Raw genomic sequence first — 18,731 nt, 5'->3', positions numbered from 1 at the left:
AGCCGTCGCGAGTAACCCGGGATGAACCTCGACCGCATCCCGGTCGCCTTATCCGTGACCTGCCGATGAACTCTCCGGGCCCGCGACAGCGGGACGGCGCGGGCGATACATTCGTCGTATCGGATATCCGAGGAGTCGCATGACCGCCAGTGAAATACCGACCTGCACCCGAGCGCTGCCGTTACAGGGCGCGGTCAACGCCCGCGACCTCGGCGGGCTGCACACCGACGACGGGCGGGTGGTGCGGCCGCTGCGCGTCATCCGCTCCGACAGCCTGCACGACCTCGGCGAGGACGATGTGTCGTTCCTGCTCGGCCGCTGCGGCCTCGCGACGATCGTCGACCTGCGTGCCGCCGACGAGATCCGGGTGGACGGGCGCGGTGCCGCCCCGGACGGCGTCCCGGTGTACCGGCACATCCATGTCACCGGCGGCAGCCGGCTCCGGCTCGACCTGGCGCAGGTGTCCGCCGAGGACACCATGCTCGCGCACTATCTGGGCTACCTCGAGCACAGCTCCGCCGCGATCGTCGAAGTGCTCGAACTGCTCGCCGGATCCGCCACCCTGCCGGCCCTCGTGCACTGCGCGGCGGGCAAGGACCGGACCGGGGTGGTGATCGCGCTGCTGCTCGGCGTCATCGGCGTCCGCGCCGACGAGATCGTCGCCGACTACGCCGTATCCGCCGCCAACGCCGAACGCCTGCGCGAACGCGCCGGGCGCACGCGCTCGGTACTCACCCGCGGGGTGGACGTCGCGGGCATACCCGCCTGGGTGTTCACCGCGAAAGCGTCGACCATGCAAGGGTTTCTCGACCATATGACCGCCGAATACGGCGGCATCCCGGCATGGGCGGAGGCGGCGGGCCTGGACGCCGCGACCCGGGAACAGCTGGCCGCGAGCCTGCTCGGAGCGCCGGACACCCCCTGACAGCGGACCGGCCGGGCCGGAGAGCCCGGCTGCCGCTCAGTTCTCCAGCAAGGTGATCGGCAGGCCGTCCTTGGGGAACGGCAGCGAGTGGTAGTCCATCGGCGGCACATAGGCCGGGTCGAGGGTCCAGTGGTAGTCGCGCAGCAGCCGGTGCATGATCGCCTTCACCTCGAGGCCACCGAAATACAGGCCGATGCATTTGTGCACACCGCCGCCGAACGGCTCCCACGCGAACCGGTGCGATTTGTCCTCGCGGCGGCCGGGGCCGAAGCGGTCGGGATCGAAGGTCATCGGGTCGGTCCAGTAGTCCTCCATGAGGTGGGTGAACTGGACGCCCACGATCACATCGGTACCGGCCGGAATGCGCACGCCCTGGATCACGGTGTCCTTCACCGCGTACCGCACCAGCACCGGCACCGGGGCCCGCAGCCGCAGCGCCTCGCGCATCACCAGGTCGAGGGATTCCAGGCCCTCCAGTTCCGCCATCGACGGTTCGGGCCCCAGCGCCAGCGACTCCTCGCGGCACCGCTGCTGCCACTGCGGGTCCTGCCCGAGATATTGCAGGATGGTCGAGGTGGTGATGGTGGAGGTGTCGTGCGCCGCCATCATCAGGAAGATCATATGGTTCACCACGTCGTCGTCGGAGAACCGTTCGCCGTCCTCGGTTTCCACATGGCAGAGCACCGAGAAGATGTCATCGGTCTGCTCGGCGCGTTTGGCGGGCAGATAGTGGCGCAGGAAATCCTCGAGCACCTTGCGCCCGCGATAGGCCCGCCCCCACCGGGTGAACGGCACATTGGCGCGCACGATCCCGGCGGCGGCCTGGACACAGGCGATGAACGCCTTGTTGATCCGGTCCATCTCGGCCTGGCTGGTGTCCTGGGCACCGCCCATGAACAGGTCGGCCGCAATATCGAGGGTGAGCTGCTTGAGCTTCCAGTAGGACGGGAACTCCTTACCCGGTTCCCAGCCGGCCACACCCTGTTCGATGGCGGGATGTAGCCGCCGGGTGTAGGCCTCGAGCCGCGGCCGGGTGAACGCCTGTTGCATGATCCGCCGGTGCCCGTGGTGTTCCTCGAAATCGATGAGCATGAGGCCGCGGGTGAAGAACGGACCGACGAGCTCGGACCAGGCCGGGCCGTTGGCCAGCGCCTTGTCCTTGTTCTGGAACGCCTCACCGCAGGCATCGGCACCGAGCAGCATCACCGCATGTTTGCCCAGGGCCCGGAACGGCGCCACCGGGCCGTATCGCTCCCAGCGACCCCGGCACAGCGCCACCGGGTCCTTCGCGTATTCGAAGACCTGGCCGATCAGGGGCAGGCCCCGGTCGTCGCGATGCTGGACCGGGATCGGGCGCGGGGTCGCGGCCTCCCGCACCGCCGTTTCCTCGCTTGGTCCCAGGGCCTCGGCCGTCATGGCTCACCTCGTATCGTGTGGCTTTTGTCACGTCCAGCCTGATTCAGGAAGGACGTCCTGTCAACCTTTGGTGCGAATCCGCTGTGGCATGCTGGGACCGTGGCCGTGCAATCGGGGGTCTACCGGGGTGTCAGTGCGGCCGATCGTGCCGCCGAACGCCGGGCCAGGCTGCTCGAAGCGGCGCTCACCGTCTGGGCCGACCCGGAAATCCGGACCACGATGACCGCGATCTGCGCCGAGGCCGGACTCACCGAGCGGTATTTCTACGAGAGCTTCACCGGGCTCGACGCGGCGCTCGCAGCGGTGATGGACGGGATCGCGGCCGAGATCGAGGACATCAGCCGGCGGGCCGCCGACGAGGCCGGGACGGATCCGGAGGCCCGGGTGCGGGCATCGGTCCGCGCGTTCGTGCAACTGCTGCTCGACGACCCGCGCAAGGGCCGGGTGGCCATCGTGCAGTCCGTGGCCGTCCCGGAACTGCGGCAGCGCCGCACTCAGCTGCTGCGGCATTTGGCCCACCAGTCGGCGCTGGAGGCCCGGGAATTTCTCGGCACGCCCGGCCGCAGCGAGACCGCCGACGAGACCGCGGGCCTGCTCTTCATCGGCGGGATGGCCGAACTGGTCACCGCGTGGCTGGACGGCGCCCTGCAGGTCACCGCCGACGATATCGTCGACGCCGCGGCGCGCAGCCTGCTCGGCCTCTACCGCTGACGCCGGGCTTCCCCGGATTCGGGTCCTTTCCGTTTCGGATCCCGGCTTCCGGGAATCGCCTCCGGTAACCGAGACGAAGGAGGCGGTGGACGTGCCGGACACCGAGAACAGGGCCGACCGCGACACCGGGCCGCGGCGGGTCGTGATCGTGGGCAGCGGATTCGCCGGATTCGCCTGCGCCCGCAAACTCTGCCGCATCCTGGCGGCGGCGGGCGACGACACCGAGGTCGTGCTCGTCACACCGACCGACTACATGCTGTACACCCCGCTGCTGCCGGATGTCGCGGGCGGGCTCATCGACCCCCGATTCGTCGCCGTATCGCTGACCGACGCACTGCCCCGCGTCCGGCTGGTCGTCGCGACCGCCGAATCGATCGACCTCGACAACAAAACCGTCACCGTGACCAGCGACCACCACGGGCCCCGCGAGTTGTCCTGGGATCGCCTGGTGCTGACCCCCGGGTCGGTCACGCGGTTGTTCGACGTACCCGGTCTCCCCGAACACGGCCGCGGCCTGAAAACCGTCGCCGAGGCGCTGTATCTGCGGGAACAGCTGCTCCGGCAGCTCGAGCTCGCCGATCACGAGGAGGATCCGGAGCTCCGGCAGGCACGGCGGACCGTCGTCGTGGTGGGCGCGTCGTACGCCGGCACCGAACTGGTCGCGCAGCTGCGGGCGCTCGCCGACAGTTACGCCGCCCGCCGCGGTTTCGATCCGTCGGAGATCCGGTTCCTGCTCCTGGATACGGCCGACCGCGTGATGCCGGAGGTCGGCGAGAAGCTGAGCGACCAGGTGCTGTCCGTCCTGCGCGGCCGCGGCATCGATATCCGCCTCGGCATATCGCTGCAGGAGCTGTCCGCCGATCACGTCGTACTCACCGACGGGACGACGGTGCCGACCCATACCGTCGCCTGGGTCACCGGTGTGACCGGGGCGCCCGTACTCGGCACCCTCGATCTTCCGATGGAACGCGGGCGGCTGAAGGTCGACGCCGAGCTGCGGGTCCCGGGCCATCCCGAGGTCTTCGCCGGTGGTGACGCGGCCGCGGTACCGGACCTCACCCAGCCCGGCAAGATCACCCCGCCCACCGCTCAGCACGCCACCCGGCAGGGCAAGACGCTGGCCCGCAATGTGGCCGCGAGCCTGGGCATCGGCTCGCCGGCCCCGTACAAACATCGCGATATGGGTTTGGTGGTGGATCTGGGTCCCCGTTTCGCCGTGGCCAATCCGCTGGGTCTGCGCCTGTCGGGTCTGCCGGCCAAAGCGGTCACCCGCGCGTATCACACCTACGCGGTACCGCGCGGGCTCAACCGCTGGGCGATCACTCTGACCTACCTGACCAACGCCGTCACCGCCCGACCGCTGACACTGCTGGGCCTGGTCAGTCCGGAAGAGTCGACTTTCCATGCCAGCGAAGGAATTCGGCACAACGCGTGAGCACGGCGGTTGCCACGGGCGAATATCACGCGATCGCCCGGGGACGGAGGGACTCGCGAGCACGGGCAGAACGACCGACGCTACGGCCGCCCCGCTCCCAATCGGCCGCCGGCCATCCGGCCGAACGCCTCCGCCAGGGCTTGTGCGACGTCGGCGGTCTGGTCGTCCGGGCTGCCGCGGGTATGGGCGGCGACGGTGAACCCCGGCCCGAACGACGCGGACGCGACCTCCGGCGGCGGCACATCCGACCAGCCCCATTTACTGCCCTGCACGCCCGGAATCCGGGCGGTGCCCCAGTTCTGCCGGGTGCCGTCGGCGGCCGTGGGCGGGGCCGTCGCCATCCAGCCGAGGATGGGCGAACCGGGGTCGCGGGACTGTTTCGCGGCGAGGAAATCGGCGACATCCGCCGTGCTGGTGGTCGAAACGTTCCAGCCGCCGCCGGCCGTGGTCTGTTCCAGCCCGTACTCCGCCGCGATCGCATCGATGGCCTGCGGATACTTGGCGGCGACGGTGTCGGCGGCGGCATCGTCGGAGACGCTGATCATCCGTTCGGCGTGCGCGCGGTCCGCGGCCGAACCGTCCCCGTGGCGCAGGGCGTAGTCGGCGAGGTAGAGCTTGGCCATCGACAGCGCGCTGCGGGTTTCGGACTCGTTGGCCGTACCCCAGCGCAGGCCGTTCGGGCCGCGGACCGAGACGGCGCTCCGGTCGGGCACGCTGTCGGCCGCCGCGGCGGGGTGGCCGGGCAGCGGTATCGGTTGCGCGGCCGCCGGCACCGTGCCGGAACAGGCGGCGGCGATCAAGGTCGCCAGGACCAGAGTTCGGTAGCGCATCGCTCGCCTCGTTCCTGTTCAGGGCACCGTGGGTGCCTCGCATATACCCACTCCACCGGAAAACGAACCCGCCGGTATCCCCGGGAACCACCTCGTCACCGGCGGGATGCTCCGCGGCCCGCACCGACCTCGCCCGAATGGGGCCGCGTTTGCGGAACAGGGGCACGGGCGCACGGACGGCGCAGGTAGGCTGAGCGCATCAGTCGACCGGGACGGTCGGCCGGCGGCGGTCACAGATGATCCACCGGCGAACAAAACCTGTGCAGAGATCGGTTACCACATGACGGCAAACGCCGCCGAATACGACCTTCCCGCCGACCGGATCGAGAAAGCGCAACCCGTGCGGACCGCCCGCACCACCGACTACTCCGTGTTGTTGCGGCGGGTGCGGGACGCGGGACTACTGGACCGGCGACCCCGGTACTACGTGTGGAAGGCATCGACGGTGCTGCTGGCGCTGGCCGCCGGCTGGACCGCCTTCGTGCTGATCGGCGAGTCGTGGTGGCAGCTCGCGACCGCCGCCTTCCTGGCCGCGGTCTTCGCCCAATTCGCCTTCCTCGGCCACGACGCCGGACACCGGCAGATCTCCGGCCGGCGCAATACCGACTACCTGCTGGGGCTGCTCTTCGGGAATCTGGCGATCGGGGTGAGTATCGGCTGGTGGACGAGTAACCACAACCGGCACCACGCCCACCCCAACACCGAGGATGCCGACCCCGACATCATGGGCGTCCTGGCGCATTCGACCCTGCGGGCCCGCGCCGGGCGCGGCGTACGGCGGCTGATCTTCCGCTATCAGGGCTGGCTGTTCTTCCCGCTGCTGCTCCTGGAAGGCTGGAGCCTGCACTTCGCGGGGGTCCGGGCACTCGTACAACGATCCATCCCGCGGCGGCGGCTGGAAGCTGGGACGCTGCTCGCGCACGCCGCCGGCTATCTCGCGCTCGTCTTCGTGGTGCTGCCGCCGCTGCAGGCCCTCGTTTTCATCGTCGTCCATCAGGGCCTGTTCGGGCTGTACATGGGCAGCACATTCGCGCCCAACCACAAGGGTATGGAAGTCCTCCCGGCCGGCGACAACACCGACTATCTGCGCCGCCAGGTCCTCACCTCACGCAATGTCCGCGGCGGGCCGATCATCGATACGGCGTTCGGCGGTCTCAACTACCAGATCGAGCACCACCTGTTCCCGTCCATGCCACGCGCGAATCTGCGCCGGGCCCAGCCGATCGTCGCCGATTACTGCGCGAGTATCGGTGTGCCCTACTGCGAGACGGGCCTGTTCACCTCCTACGCCCAGTCGGTGGGCCATCTCCACGCCGTCGGACGCAGTATCGACCGCCCGGACCCGGTGCCCGCACTCAGCGGATAACGCGGGCGCACCGGCGAGGCGGTATCACCCCGCCTCGCCGCGGAGGGCGAGCGGACCGCGCTCTGCTATCCGATGGGCGCCGGTCGCCGGCTGCGCTGGACCGCGGGGTCGGGAACCGGCACGGCGGCGACCAGGCGCCGGGTGTAGTCGTGGCGCGGCCGGGTGAGTACGCCGGTCGCGGGTCCGGTTTCGACGAGTTCACCGGCGCGCAGGACGGCCACGGTGGTGGCCACCCGTTCGACGACGGCGAGGTCGTGGCTGATGAAAAGGGCGGCGAAACCCCACTCTTGCTGCAGGGTCGCGAACAAGGCGAGCACATCGGCCTGTACCGAGACGTCGAGGGCGCTGGTAGGTTCGTCGGCGATCAGCAGCGCCGGTTCCAGGACGAGGGCGCGGGCCAGCGCGACCCGCTGGCGCTGGCCACCGGACAGTTCGGACGGCAGCCGGGTGGCGAATGCTGTCGGCAGCCGTACCGCGGACAGCAGCTCGTCCACCTTCTTCCGGCGGCTCGCGCGGTCGCCGACGCCGTGGATCGCCAGGGGTTCGGCAATGCTTTCGGCGACGGTGAACCGGGGGTCGAGGGACGCCGCCGGATCCTGGGGGACGAAGGCCAGCCGGCGGCGCAGCGCCCGTAGCCCGGCACCTCGGGTGGTGGCGAGATCGTGGCCGTCGAGGGTGATCGTTCCGCTCGTGGCCGGTACGAGCCCACCGATGGTACGGCCCAGCGTGGTTTTACCGGAACCCGATTCACCTACCACGCCGAGGACCTCCCCGGCCGCGAGGGTCAGGGAGATATCGGTGAGCGCGCGGAACGGCGGGCGGCCGCCACGTCCCGGGTACACCACGGACAGATCCGTCACCTCGAGCAACGGGGCCGGCGCGGCCGCGTTTCGTCCGGCGGGCGGCGCCGCGGGGCCCGGATCGGCGTCGGGTAACCGCAGCACCGAGTCCAGCAGGTGCCGGGTGTAGGCGTGGCGGGGCCGGGCGAACAGCTCCTCGACCTCCCCGGATTCGACGACCTCACCGAGCTGGAGTACGACGACGCGGTCGGCGATATCGGCGACGACGCCCAGGTTGTGGGTGATGATCAAGATGCCGGCGTTCGTGCGGTCACGCAGGCGCCGCAGCAGGGCGAGGATCTCGGCCTGCACGGTGACGTCGAGCGCGGTCGTCGGTTCGTCGGCCAGCAACAGCACGGGATCGTTGGCCAGCGCCAGCGCGATGACGACGCGCTGCTTCTGCCCACCCGACAGCTGGTGCGGGTAATAGCCGACGCGCTTCTCCGGTTCGGGGATCTCGACGAGGGCGAGCAGTTCGACGGCGCGGGCCCGGATCTGTTTCCGGTCGCGCAGGCCGTGGGCGCGTAACGCCTCGCCCAGTAGCCATCCCACGGTGCGCACGGGGTTCAGGGCGGTCTGCGGTTCCTGGAACACCATCGCCACCCGGGAGCCGCGCAGGGCGTCCAGGTCGCGTTCACCGGCACCGATGATCTCGGCCCCGTCGACGCGGACGGAACCGGCGGCGGTCGCGGTCTCCGGAAGCAGGCCGATCGCGGCGCGGGCGGTCATGGTCTTACCGGACCCGGATTCGCCGACGAGCGCGACGATCTCACCGCGGTCGACGCGCAGGCCGATACCGCGGACGGCGGGGCGCGGGTGGCTGAAGGTCACCTGCAGGTCGGTGACCTCGAGGGCGGGGGTGCTGGGGGCGGCGGTCACGGGAAGTCCTTTCTCACCGGCGTCGCGCGGATGCGAAGGCCTGGGAGATCAGCAGGAAGCCGAGGGTCAGCGCGGACACCACGACCAGGGGTCCGGCGGCGAACAGGGGGTTGATCTCGAGGTAGCGGTTACCGTCGCCGAGGATCGAACCGAGCGACGGGTCCGGCGGGACGACACCGATGCCGAGGTAGCTCATCGCCGCTTCGATGAACACCGCGATCGACATCGACAGGGCCAGTTGCACACCGAGTGGTTCGATCGAATTGGGCAGCACATGCTTACGCAACACCCACCAGGTACTCGCCCCCGTGACAACCGCGGCCTCCACGTAGGGCAGTTCGCGGACCTTCAGCACCGAGGTCCGCACCAGCCGGCCGAAAACCGGGATCTCGGCGAGGACGATCACCACCACGATCGCGCGGACACCGGGACCGAGGACGGCCGCCAGCGCGATCGCGAGGATCAGTGCGGGGAACGCGAGGATCACATCGAAAACCCGCTGTGCCACGACGTCGGTGAACCCGCGGACGGTGGCGAGCACACCGAGAAGCGACCCCAGGATCGCGCCGACGGGCACGGCGACGAAAACGATCAGCAGATCGGCGCGGATACCGAACAGGACCCGCGACAGCACATCCCGGTTCACATCGTCGGTACCGAGCCAGTGCGTGCCGCTCGGCCCGAGCAGGAACGCGGCGTCGAGTTGCTCGTCCGGGGCGAACGGTGCCAGGACAGGGGCGAACACACCGAGGAACGCCACGATCCCCACGAGTGTGAGGCCCAGGAGCCCGCGCCCGTGTAATACCGTGCGCCACAGCGGCTCCGCCGTTCCGCGCGGATCACGATCGGCCGGCGTCTCCGGTATCAGCCCCGGGGCGATATCCAAGCCCGCGGCGGGCGACTCGACGGTAGGTTCGCGATCGATCAATTCACTCATGCTCTGTCCATCGCGCATGTGCGAGGGCCCTCCGTGGTTACGCTCCGCTGCCTTCTCCGGGCCTGACTCGCTCATGCGGCACCTCCGAGCCGGATACGGGGATCGAGCCAGGCGTGCGCGATATCGGTGAGCAGCTGCAACACCACGAACACCGCGACGGACAGAATGAGCAGGACCTGGACGAGCGGGTAGTCGCGGCTGTTGATCGCTTCCTCGGCGAGTAGCCCGAGACCGGGCCAGACGAAGATCGATTCCACCAGTACGGCGCCGCCGAGCAGGCCGCCGATGGTGAGCCCGAGAACGGTGAGCACCGACGGCAGCGCATTCGGCAGTGCGTGCGCCAGCACGATCCGGCGGCGGCTCACTCCGAGCGCCTGCGCGGTGGCCGTATAGGGCTGGCGCAGCTCGGTATGCAGCGCCTCCACCAGGAACCGGGTCAGCGCGGCCCCGGCGGGGACGGCGAGCGTGAGCGCCGGCAGCAGCAGATACTGCACCGCGAGATCAGGGCGGGTGAAGAACCCGTCCGGTGGTGTACCGCCGGACGGGAGGATCGGCCACAGGATCCCGAACAGGAGCACCAGTAGCGTGCCGGTGATGAAGATCGGCAGCGCCGCCGCGAGCGAATTGCTCACCGTGACCACCGCGTTCAGGATCCGGCTGCGGAAGATCACCGATGCGGTGCTCACCGTCAGCGCGAAAACGACAGCCAGCAGTAACGCGGCGAGCGTGAGCACCACCGTGTTCTGCGCACCGTAGGAGATGAGCTCGGCGATGGAGCCGCCGACGAGATAGGACGTGCCGAGGTCGAAGGTGAGCAGATCACCGAGCCAGGACAGGTACTGCGCCGCGAGCGGGCGGTCGAGGCCGAGATCGGCGCGGACCGCGGCGAGTTGTTCCGGGGTCGCGTCCGCACCGGCCAGGGTCACCTCCGGGCTGCCCGGAACCAGCCGGAGGACGGCGAAAACCAGGATCGACGCCAGAAAGAGTACGAGAACGGCCGACGGGAGCCGCCGAACCAGATAGGTCACCATGATCGTTTCCTGTCGTGGGCTAGCTGCGGAGAAGGTAGGCCGAGCGCAGATCCGGATCGATGGTCCGGGTCCAGGCGAAACCGCCGATGGCCGTAGACGTCACCACCTCGGGCTGGATCACCCCGATCTCCACGAGGAACAGTGCGTCGAGCAGATCGCGATTCAGCGCGCGGTAGGCCGCGATGGCCTCCGGTGAGGTCGGATCCTGCTGTTTCCACGCCGCGACCGCATGCGCCTGGTACCCCGCGTCCACGAAGTTCGACGCGTTCTTCGCCGCGTTGAACGGATACGCGGCGACCGCCAGCGTCGACGGTGTCATCTGCGCGAACCCGTGCTGGACCACCCATAATCCCGGGAACCGGCCGGCGACGAGCAGGCTGAGCATCTGCGCCGCATCGGTGGGCACCAGCTGGACCTCGATACCGGCATCGGCGAGGTTGGACTGGATGATTTCTGCGATGATCCGGTCGGTCCGGCCGGCCTGGTAGTTCAGCGGGATCGGTGGGACGGTCCCGATCTCGGCGACGAGCGCGCGCGCCCGGTCCACATCGCGCCGGTAGGTGCCGGCGTCCTGCTCGTTGTAGGCGGGTGAGGTGCGCGGCCAGGGCAGACTCGACGCGTACCCGTTGCCGCGGTAGACGTCGGTGAGGATCCGGTCGCGGTCGATGGCGTACGCGATCGCCTGGCGTAGGCGCACGTCGCGCAGGGCCGGGTTGGCGAGATTGATCCCGACGTATTGGTTGCCCTCCGATCCCTCCAGCAAGTGGCTGCGGAACCCACCGCGGGAGACGGCGAGTTCGGCGTCCAGCGGCGACACCCCGTAGGCGGCGTCGAGCTGGCCGGTCCGCAGTTTCGTCACCAGCGCCTGCTCATCGGTGACCACCGTGAACGTCGCGCCGTCGAGCGGCGCTTTCGCACCCCAATAGTCGTCGTTGCGGCGTATCGACAGCCCGACCTTCGGCTGCCAGGAGACGAACCGGAACGGCCCGGTCCCGTTGAATTCGCGGCCCTCCTTCAAACGGGCGAGAGTTTGTGCGTCGATGATCGGGGCGACCGACAGCAGATCGAAGATATTGCCCGTCGGCTGTGCCAGGGTGAGCCCGATCCGGAACGGGTCGCTGGTGTCGAAGGCGGTGATGGTTGCCGCGGTCCGGCGGAACTGGGCGTTCCAGCCGGGGTCGGTGAGGGTGCGCAGGGTGAACGCGACGTCCGCGGAGGTGAACTGTTTGCCGTTGTGGAACCGGACGTCGTCGCGCAAGGTGAGTTCGAGCCGCCGCCCGTCACCGGAGAGCTGCCATGCGGTGGCCAGCCGCGGATGTGGTTCGAGGCTGCCGCCGGAGTAGCTCACGAGGGTGTCGAAGACATTCGCCGCCACACCACCGTTGACCGGGTTGTTGGTGATGAACAGAAAACTCGCCGGCACCAGGTCGCGGTCCACGCCGATCCGCGCGGTACCGCCGACGGGCACTTCCTGACCGGGTTCGAGTTCGGTGGCGGTCCCGGCTTTTTGCAATGCGACCGCCGAGGTGCACCCGGTGAGCAGAGCGGCCACTGCCGCGAGAGCGGACACGGAGAGGAGGAGGCGGGAGAACATGGTCGTGTCCTAGCGGTGATCCCAGGAGTCTGGGGAGAACGAGACGCGAAGAAGGAATGGTTCCGCGGGCGCCGGAGGCCGGAAGCGGATCGGGTCAGCTACGGCAGCAGGACCGCGCATCGGCGCGGTGGCAGCAGGTGGTCGCGGTTCCCATGGAATGGAAGTTAGCACCGGCCCGAGCGCGCCGACAAACAAAACCGGTGGTTGGAATCGCCACGATTTCAACTACTCGGGGAGGTCGTGAGCAAACGTAATATTTTCCGGGCTCGAGCGGGAAATAGTTCTCCGTGCCGAGATATTTCCCCGTCTCGGCGGGGTACCGCCTCCGCGTGAAAGGAACTGCCACAGTGACGGATTCGAGTATTCCCGCCCACGCACGAGGATACGAGGGTTTCGGCGGGCATATAGCGCGCACCAGTGCGGAATCCACGCCCTGGTGGGCACCGGAAACCACAGCGCCCGCCGGGGCACCCAATATCGTGGTCGTCCTGATCGACGATATGGGCTACTCGGATATCGGCCCGTTCGGCTCCGAGATCGACACACCCAACCTCGACCGGCTCGCCGGCAGCGGATACCGGCTGTCGAACTACCACACCACCTCGGTGTGCTCTCCCGCCCGCGCCGCGCTGCTCACCGGCCTGAACCCGCACCGCGCCGGCTACGGTACCGTCGCCAACTCCGACCCCGGCTATCCCGGCCTGCGACTCGAGCTGGCCGACGACGTACTGAGCCTGGCGGAAATCCTGCGCGCCAACGGATACGCGACCCACGCCGTCGGCAAATGGCATCTGGCCCGTGACACCAACCTCGCTCCGGGGCGCACCCGCGATTCCTGGCCGCTGCAGCGCGGTTTCGACACCTACTACGGGTCGCTCGAAGGAATGAACTCCTTCTTCTATCCGAACGAACTGATCGCCGATAATTCCGTGGTCGATATCGAGGAGTACCCGGCGGACTACTACGTCACCGACGACATCACCGAACGGGCGGTGGCACAGATCAAAAGCCTGCGCGCCCACGACGCCGAGAAACCGTTCTTCCTCTACTTCGCCCATATCGCGATGCACGGACCCCATCAGGCGAAACCGGAGGACCTGGCGAAATATCGCGGCCGGTATGCGGAGGGCTGGGACGAGATCCGGCGTAAACGCTTCGAAGCCCAGCAGGCGGCGGGCTTCTTCGCGCCGGATACGGCGATGGCCGAGCGCAATACCGAACCCGGTTTCGACGCCCCGCCGTGGGAGGAGCTCAGCGAAGAGGAGCAGCGGCGCTTCGTCCGGTACGAGGAGGTGTACGCGGCGATGGTCGACAGTATCGACCAGAGCGTCGGCGCGATCCTCGACACCCTCGACGAGCTCGGCGAAACCGATAACACGATCATCGTGTTCACCTCGGACAACGGCGGCACCGCGGAGGGCGGCGCGGCGGGCACCCGCTCGTATTTCAGCCAGTTCGTGCACGGTCCCGTACCTCAGGACTGGGTGCGCGATGTCCCCCTCGACGAGGAACTGATCGGCACCGGCAAGATCGGCGTCCACTATCCGCGCGGCTGGGGGCAGGCCTCCAACACACCGTTCCGCTTCTACAAGGGACAAACCTTCGCCGGTGGTGTGCGGGTGCCGTTCCTGATCTCCTGGCCCGCGGGCCTGCCCCGGCCCGACGGGGACAGCGGACTGCGCAAGCAGTACTCCTACGTCACCGATATCACCCCCACCCTGCTCGACCTCGCGGGCCTGCGGACACCCACTCACCGGCACGGCCGCCCCGCCCGGGAACGGGACGGCGTCAGTATCGCCGAGGTGCTGCGCGACGCCACCGCCGCGACCCCGCATACCGAGCAGTACGCCGAATTCGGCGGCCACCGCGGGTTCTACCGCGACGGCTGGAAGCTGCTCTCCCTGCACACCGACCCGGCCCGCGTGGACGATCCGCAATGGCAGCTCTTCGACGTCGAATCGGATCCGGCCGAAACCACCGATATCGCACACCTGTACCCCGAGAAGGTGCGCGAACTCGCCGCTGCCTGGGACCGCGCCGCCTGGCACAACACCGTCTTCCCACTGATCAACGACCGGCGCGCGGTCGCGCGCCGCCCCGCGGAGCGCCGCCTGGCCGAACCGGTGAAAATCCTCGCCGGAACCCCGCCCCTGGAGCGGTACCGGTCGAGTGTGCTGATCCAGTACCGGGACTTCACCATCGACGTCGTCACCGACGAGATCACCGCAGGCACCGAGGGTGTACTGGTCGCCCACGGTGACCCGCACGGCGGATACATCCTCTATGTGGAAGACGGACAGCTCGTCTTCGCGCTGAACAGCTACGGCCGCGTAGCCCGGACCTCGGCACCGCTGCCCGCGGGCGTGGTGGGCGTCCGGGTGCGGGCGACGGCCACCGAAACCGTGCGCTGGAATTTCGTTGTCGCAGTCACCGATACGGCCGGGAACACCACCGAGATCGCCACCCTCGACAACCAGTTCCAGCTGGTCGGGATGGCGCCCTGGACCGGGATCTCGGTCGGGGTCGACGCCCGCGGCCCGGTCGTCTGGGAGCTGCGCGAACGGCGCGGCCCGTTCCGTTTCTCCGGCCGCCTCCGCTCGGTGACCTACACGCCCGGCGAGGTCCGCGTCCCCGCCCCGGTCATTCGTGAGGTGGAGGAACTCGCGGAGGCGATAGCGGACTGAATTCGGCCTCGAGCCGGTCCGCCAGCGCGGTACGCTCGGCCTGCTGCCGGGCGAGCAATTCGGCACTGTAGGCGCCCCAGGCCACATCCTCCGCCTGGGTCATGGGTATTTCGCCGAACGCGGGGTCCGGATGAGCATCCAGGAACTGCCGGTACAGCGCACCCATCTCCCGGCTGTGCCGGCGGTTGAGCTCGATCCGTCTCGGGTCCATCGTTCTCCGATCCTCGACAGGCCCGGTGCCGGGCGGGCGTCCACCGTCAGCGGTCGGCCGGCAGTGGGTGTCGAGCACGACAATATGTGCTCGACACCCCGCACCGATAGCCGATGGGCACGCTCATCCGCCGCCCCTATCCACCTCACGCCGTTCGCGCCACCGCCGCACCGATTCCCGGGCACACCCCGTCCCGGATCTCCATCCGGGTGCCCCGGAAGCGCTCCCGCATCCGCCGGTCGTGGGTGACCACCACCAGCGCACCCGGATACCCGGTCAGCGCCTCCTCCAGTTCCTCGACCAGCGCCGGGGACAGATGGTTGGTCGGCTCGTCGAGCAGCAGCAGATCGACCGGGTCGCTCACCAAGCGCGCCAGTTCGATTCGCCGGCGCTGCCCGTACGACAGCTCACCGACACGCAGCCCGAGGTCCTCGGGCCGGAACAGTCCCAGGCGCAGCAGTTCGTCCGCGTACTCCGCCGGATACCAGGGGCGGCCGTAGGCGAACGCCTGCAGCACGGTCATCTCCGCGGGCCAGGGAACCTCCTCCTGTCGTAGATACCCGACCCGGCCGCACACCCGGACCGACCCGCTGTCCGCTGCCAGCTCCCCGGCCAGCAACCGCAACAGTGTGGTCTTACCCGCGCCGTTGGGTCCCGTGACCAGCAACCGCTCGCCGGGAGCGAGGGAAATCTCGCCCACCTCGAGCCGTCCGGGCACGACCACATCGGTCAGCCGGGCGACCGGACCGTCCGCTACGGGCGCATGGTTGTCCAGTTCCGGCGTGAAACTCAGCGGGTCCGGTGGCGCGGCGACCGGGTTGGCCGAGAGCCGGTCGAGCCGCTCCTTGGCGTTGCGGATGCGGGCGCGTGCACCGTGGTCGCGCCCGCGCGTCCGGAAGGGCCCCGCGGCGAACACGGCCAGCGGAAGTTTGCGCGGAATCGCCTCCAACCGGGTGACATTCGAATCCGCCAGCCGGCGGTTGCGGGCCAGTTCCTCCTTCCATCGCTGATGGTCCTCGGCCATCCGGCGCCGTTGCGCCGCCTTGGCGCGCAGATAACCGTCGTATCCGTCACCGAACCGGGCGATCCGCCCGTCCGCGACCTCCAGCACCACCTCGGTGATCCGCTCCAGGAACACCCGGTCGTGGGTGACCGCGACGACGGTGCCCCGGTGGCCGCGCAGATATTTCTCCAGCCACGCCACCGCGGCGTCGTCCAGGTCGTTGGTGGGCTCGTCGAGCAGCAGCAGTTCCGGCGCCGCCGCCAGCGTGGCCGCCAGGACGAGCCTGGACCGTTCCCCACCGGAGAGGGTCCCCAGCAGGCGGTCCCGCGCCAGCCCCGGCAACCCGAGCCCGGCCAGCGCGATATCGACACGGCGATCGGCCTGATAACCGCCGCGGGCCTCGAATGCCGCCTGCAGTCGCGCATACCGGTCCAGTTGCGCCTCGAGCGCCTCGCCGGTACCCAATTGCGTTTCCGCACAACGCAATCGGGATTCCAGCTCGCGGATATCGGCCAGCGCCAGGTCGATCGCGTCGGCGACGGTCGCGGTGCCCGGCAGTTCCAGCGTCTGCGGAACGTAGCCGATCCCGCCCGGAGCCGCGACCACGACCTCACCGTTGTCGGGCAGTTCCCGCCCCGCGAGCAGCCGCAGCACCGTGGATTTACCCGACCCGTTGTCGCCGACGACACCGACTGTTTCACCTGGGCGGATCGAGAGCGACACACGGTCCAGGACGGTGCGGTCACCGTAACGTTTGGTGGTTTCGGTGAGGGTGAGTTGAGCAGCAGCAGTGAGCATGAATGTCCTCCTGTTCTCGGCCGACGGCCGTGATCACGGGAACCCACACGCCGGCGAGCCGGTACGAAACCGGAAGACGTTGTGGGAAGGGAACGCGGAGGCACACTCGGAGAGCGGCGCTCGACGCGTCGGCTGTGATTACAGGAAGAACAACAAAGTACCCATGAGGAGCACGACAGTATCCGCGAAGAGGCGTGGCGTCAACCCATACGCCGGCGAACCCGCACCGGACCGCCGCCCCACCGGCACCTGGCCACGCCGCCGGGCGCACTCTACGACGCTCGCAGGTGCTCCTGCGCCCAGGTCGCGAAGCCGGTGAGCGGGATTCCCAGGGCGCGTGCGTATTCCGGGCGGGCCGGCTGCCCTTCCACGTTCATGAACGCGTGCGAAGCACCCATCTCCGGCATACCGGCCGCCAGCGCCTGTTCCTCCGTCATATCCGGAGGGGTCAGTGTCACGCCGAGCACGGACGAGAGGACGTCCGCGATCTCGGCCATCGACAGATAGTCGCTGGCCAGTTCCAGTTCCACCCGGTCGAAGCGCTCCGGTTCGGCAACAGCGGCGGCCGCTGCCCGGCCGATATCGGCCACCGCGACCAGCGACAGCCGCGTGTCCGGTTTCAGGACACTCACCAGGCCACCCTCGATTCCCCGGGGGAACAGGAAGGCCATTGTGGGCAGGAAATTCTCCATGAAGAAGCCCGGCTTCAGTATCGTCCAGCGGTCGAAACCGGCCGCGCGCACCCGCTCCTCGATCGCGAACTTGGTGTTCAGCGGTGCCACCAGCGACGGCCAGCGACCTTCGGCGAAACCGGGGATACGAGTATTCCCGTCCGAACCGGAAACCGACGTATGGACGAACTGGGGCACTCCGGCCGCCCGGGCACCGTCGATCAGGTTCACCGCCTGATCGAATTCGGCGGTGAAATCGAAACCGCTCGCCGTCAGCGGGGCCTGCTGTATCGAGAAAACCGTACCGACGCCTGTCGCGGCCCGGACCAGGGAATCACGATCGCCCAGATCGCCCGTGACCAGCTCGGCGCCCAGCGCGGCTACCGCCCGGGCCGGTCCGGTGGCCGGATCGCGAACCAGGGCTCGAACGGGAACACCCGCGGCGAGCAGGGCGCGGGCAGTGGCACCGCCCTGTTTACCGGTGGCGCCGGTGACCAGAACGGGCGCGGACTCTGCGGACATGATTTCTCCTCCAACGTTGCCGACAGCTAAATGGCGGGACCCGCCGTTTAGCTTCCGCTAGAATACGGCGGGGCCCGCCACTTAGCAACATCGAGAGGAATGCGATGCCGGACCAGCAGCGCGCCGACGCCCGTCGCAACTACGCCCGCATACTCGCGGTGGCCGAGGCCGAGGTCGCCACGCACGGCGCCGCAGCCTCGCTCGAGCAGATCGCGCGCACCGCCGAGGTCGGATCGGCCACGGTGCGCCGGCACTTCCCCACGCGTCGCGCGCTCCTCGAGGCCGTGTCGAAGGGACGGGTCGAGGTCCTGCGCGGGCGCGCGCACGAACTGACGGACGCGGGCGACAGCCGTACGGCCCTGCTCGAATGGCTGGGCGATGTCGTCACGTACTGCGTCACGGCCCGAGGGCTCGCGGCCGCGTTGTCCTACGACGACACCACCGATTCCGTGCACGAGAACTCTTGCGCGGCAACCATTCACGAGGCCGGCGAACCACTCCTGCGCCGCGCGATCCGCGACGGAGCGGTCGCACCGGACGTCACCATCGCCGATCTGATCACCCTCATCATCGGCATCACCCTGGCCACCGAAACCCTTCCCGATCCCGCCCCGCGGGCCCACCACCTCTTCCGGCTCGCCACAGCCGGACTGAGCCCACGCGGGTGAGCACCCCTTCGCCGAGACGCCATCGCAGCCGCTCCCAGGGCTTTCCGGCCGGTCGGCCATGGCTCGGCCGCCGCGAGCGGCGGGTTGCGATCACAGCGAGAAGAAGCCTGTCCCCCGGGAGTACCCCGCGCTAGTTTCTCGCCGGTGAGTACCGTGATCAGCCGTCCGGAGGACCCGCCTGCCGCGCGGCCGGCACCGCGGACCGTGGCAT

At 69.0% G+C, this 18,731-nt stretch carries 15 protein-coding genes; 6 read left to right on the top strand and 9 right to left on the bottom strand.

From position 1 onward, the window contains the following. The first annotated feature begins 139 nt into the window (after positions 1–139). On the top strand, positions 140–925 hold the full coding sequence (locus ACQEVO_RS11260) for a tyrosine-protein phosphatase (RefSeq protein ID WP_432911887.1): 786 nt from the start codon (positions 140–142) through the stop codon (positions 923–925). Positions 926–961: 36 nt separating this feature from the next. On the opposite strand, the gene ACQEVO_RS11255 is transcribed toward ACQEVO_RS11260, so the two are convergent. Next, on the bottom strand, positions 962–2,341 hold the full coding sequence (locus ACQEVO_RS11255) for a cytochrome P450 (RefSeq protein WP_432911885.1): 1,380 nt from the start codon (positions 2,339–2,341) through the stop codon (positions 962–964). Positions 2,342–2,440: 99 nt separating this feature from the next. Between ACQEVO_RS11255 and ACQEVO_RS11250 the strand changes: the two genes are divergently transcribed. Together ACQEVO_RS11250 and ACQEVO_RS11245 are read left to right on the top strand one after the other, a co-directional pair. Continuing rightward, the gene (locus tag ACQEVO_RS11250) at positions 2,441–3,052 is read left to right on the top strand and encodes a TetR/AcrR family transcriptional regulator (RefSeq protein ID WP_432911882.1); all 612 of its coding nucleotides are present in this window, start codon (positions 2,441–2,443) and stop codon (positions 3,050–3,052) included. Between the two features lie 142 nt (positions 3,053–3,194). Beyond that, entirely contained in the window at positions 3,195–4,487 is a 1,293-nt protein-coding gene (locus ACQEVO_RS11245; RefSeq protein WP_432922573.1) for an NAD(P)/FAD-dependent oxidoreductase, read from the top strand. Between the two features lie 80 nt (positions 4,488–4,567). Here ACQEVO_RS11245 and ACQEVO_RS11240 read toward each other — a convergent pair whose 3' ends face one another. Beyond that, entirely contained in the window at positions 4,568–5,317 is a 750-nt protein-coding gene (locus tag ACQEVO_RS11240; protein ID WP_432911879.1) for a hypothetical protein, read from the bottom strand. Positions 5,318–5,597: 280 nt separating this feature from the next. On the opposite strand from ACQEVO_RS11240, the gene ACQEVO_RS11235 reads away from it, so the two are divergent. Then, complete coding sequence (locus ACQEVO_RS11235) at positions 5,598–6,683, top strand: fatty acid desaturase family protein (protein ID WP_432911877.1); 1,086 nt, start codon at positions 5,598–5,600, stop codon at positions 6,681–6,683. A 65-nt stretch (positions 6,684–6,748) separates the two neighbouring features. Here ACQEVO_RS11235 and ACQEVO_RS11230 read toward each other — a convergent pair whose 3' ends face one another. From ACQEVO_RS11230 to ACQEVO_RS11215, 4 genes are all read right to left on the bottom strand, one after another. Then, entirely contained in the window at positions 6,749–8,401 is a 1,653-nt protein-coding gene (locus ACQEVO_RS11230) for a dipeptide ABC transporter ATP-binding protein (RefSeq protein WP_432911874.1), read from the bottom strand. Positions 8,402–8,414: 13 nt separating this feature from the next. Further along, entirely contained in the window at positions 8,415–9,338 is a 924-nt protein-coding gene (locus ACQEVO_RS11225; RefSeq protein ID WP_432911871.1) for an ABC transporter permease, read from the bottom strand. Positions 9,339–9,409: 71 nt separating this feature from the next. Beyond that, on the bottom strand, positions 9,410–10,369 hold the full coding sequence (locus ACQEVO_RS11220; protein ID WP_432911869.1) for an ABC transporter permease: 960 nt from the start codon (positions 10,367–10,369) through the stop codon (positions 9,410–9,412). A 19-nt stretch (positions 10,370–10,388) separates the two neighbouring features. Continuing rightward, a complete protein-coding gene (locus tag ACQEVO_RS11215) occupies positions 10,389–11,963 on the bottom strand; it encodes an ABC transporter substrate-binding protein (protein WP_432911867.1) in 1,575 nt (524 codons plus the stop codon). Between the two features lie 347 nt (positions 11,964–12,310). On the opposite strand from ACQEVO_RS11215, the gene ACQEVO_RS11210 reads away from it, so the two are divergent. After that, the gene (locus ACQEVO_RS11210) at positions 12,311–14,647 is read left to right on the top strand and encodes an arylsulfatase (RefSeq protein WP_432911864.1); all 2,337 of its coding nucleotides are present in this window, start codon (positions 12,311–12,313) and stop codon (positions 14,645–14,647) included. Here ACQEVO_RS11210 and ACQEVO_RS11205 read toward each other — a convergent pair. The 3 genes from ACQEVO_RS11205 to ACQEVO_RS11195 all read right to left on the bottom strand — a co-directional run bounded on the left by ACQEVO_RS11205 (position 14,604) and on the right by ACQEVO_RS11195 (position 17,852). Beyond that, positions 14,604–14,858, bottom strand: a complete 255-nt coding sequence (locus tag ACQEVO_RS11205; protein ID WP_432911861.1) for a hypothetical protein — start codon at positions 14,856–14,858, stop codon at positions 14,604–14,606. The genes ACQEVO_RS11210 and ACQEVO_RS11205 overlap by 44 nt on opposite strands. A gap of 145 nt (positions 14,859–15,003) precedes the next feature. Next, complete coding sequence (locus tag ACQEVO_RS11200; RefSeq protein ID WP_432911858.1) at positions 15,004–16,659, bottom strand: TlrC/CarA/OleB/SrmB family ABC-F type ribosomal protection protein; 1,656 nt, start codon at positions 16,657–16,659, stop codon at positions 15,004–15,006. Positions 16,660–16,931: 272 nt separating this feature from the next. Beyond that, on the bottom strand, positions 16,932–17,852 hold the full coding sequence (locus tag ACQEVO_RS11195; RefSeq protein ID WP_432911856.1) for an NmrA family NAD(P)-binding protein: 921 nt from the start codon (positions 17,850–17,852) through the stop codon (positions 16,932–16,934). A 104-nt stretch (positions 17,853–17,956) separates the two neighbouring features. Here ACQEVO_RS11195 and ACQEVO_RS11190 point away from each other — a divergent pair, with 104 nt between their 5' ends. Continuing rightward, on the top strand, positions 17,957–18,520 hold the full coding sequence (locus ACQEVO_RS11190) for a TetR/AcrR family transcriptional regulator (RefSeq protein WP_432911853.1): 564 nt from the start codon (positions 17,957–17,959) through the stop codon (positions 18,518–18,520). Positions 18,521–18,731 lie beyond the last annotated feature (211 nt).

The sequence above is a fragment of the Nocardia sp. CA-290969 genome (genome assembly GCF_050936135.1).
Lineage (GTDB): Bacteria > Actinomycetota > Actinomycetes > Mycobacteriales > Mycobacteriaceae > Nocardia.
Note: the sequence above shows the minus strand (reverse complement) of the source record. Positions and strands in the feature narration are given on the sequence as shown.

Bases quoted from the DNA above. Each gene is read 5' to 3' on its own strand.
- ACQEVO_RS11225 (WP_432911871.1), bottom strand. From the start codon at position 9,338: ATGAGTGAATTGATCGATCGCGAACCTACCGTCGAGTCGCCCGCCGCG.
- ACQEVO_RS11200 (WP_432911858.1), bottom strand. From the start codon at position 16,659: ATGCTCACTGCTGCTGCTCAACTCACCCTCACCGAAACCACCAAACGT.
- ACQEVO_RS11220 (WP_432911869.1), bottom strand. From the start codon at position 10,369: ATGGTGACCTATCTGGTTCGGCGGCTCCCGTCGGCCGTTCTCGTACTC.
- ACQEVO_RS11255 (WP_432911885.1), bottom strand. From the start codon at position 2,341: ATGACGGCCGAGGCCCTGGGACCAAGCGAGGAAACGGCGGTGCGGGAG.
- ACQEVO_RS11260 (WP_432911887.1), top strand. From the start codon at position 140: ATGACCGCCAGTGAAATACCGACCTGCACCCGAGCGCTGCCGTTACAG.
- ACQEVO_RS11205 (WP_432911861.1), bottom strand. From the start codon at position 14,858: ATGGACCCGAGACGGATCGAGCTCAACCGCCGGCACAGCCGGGAGATG.
- ACQEVO_RS11215 (WP_432911867.1), bottom strand. From the start codon at position 11,963: ATGTTCTCCCGCCTCCTCCTCTCCGTGTCCGCTCTCGCGGCAGTGGCC.
- ACQEVO_RS11195 (WP_432911856.1), bottom strand. From the start codon at position 17,852: ATGTCCGCAGAGTCCGCGCCCGTTCTGGTCACCGGCGCCACCGGTAAA.
- ACQEVO_RS11240 (WP_432911879.1), bottom strand. From the start codon at position 5,317: ATGCGCTACCGAACTCTGGTCCTGGCGACCTTGATCGCCGCCGCCTGT.
- ACQEVO_RS11235 (WP_432911877.1), top strand. From the start codon at position 5,598: ATGACGGCAAACGCCGCCGAATACGACCTTCCCGCCGACCGGATCGAG.
- ACQEVO_RS11190 (WP_432911853.1), top strand. From the start codon at position 17,957: ATGCCGGACCAGCAGCGCGCCGACGCCCGTCGCAACTACGCCCGCATA.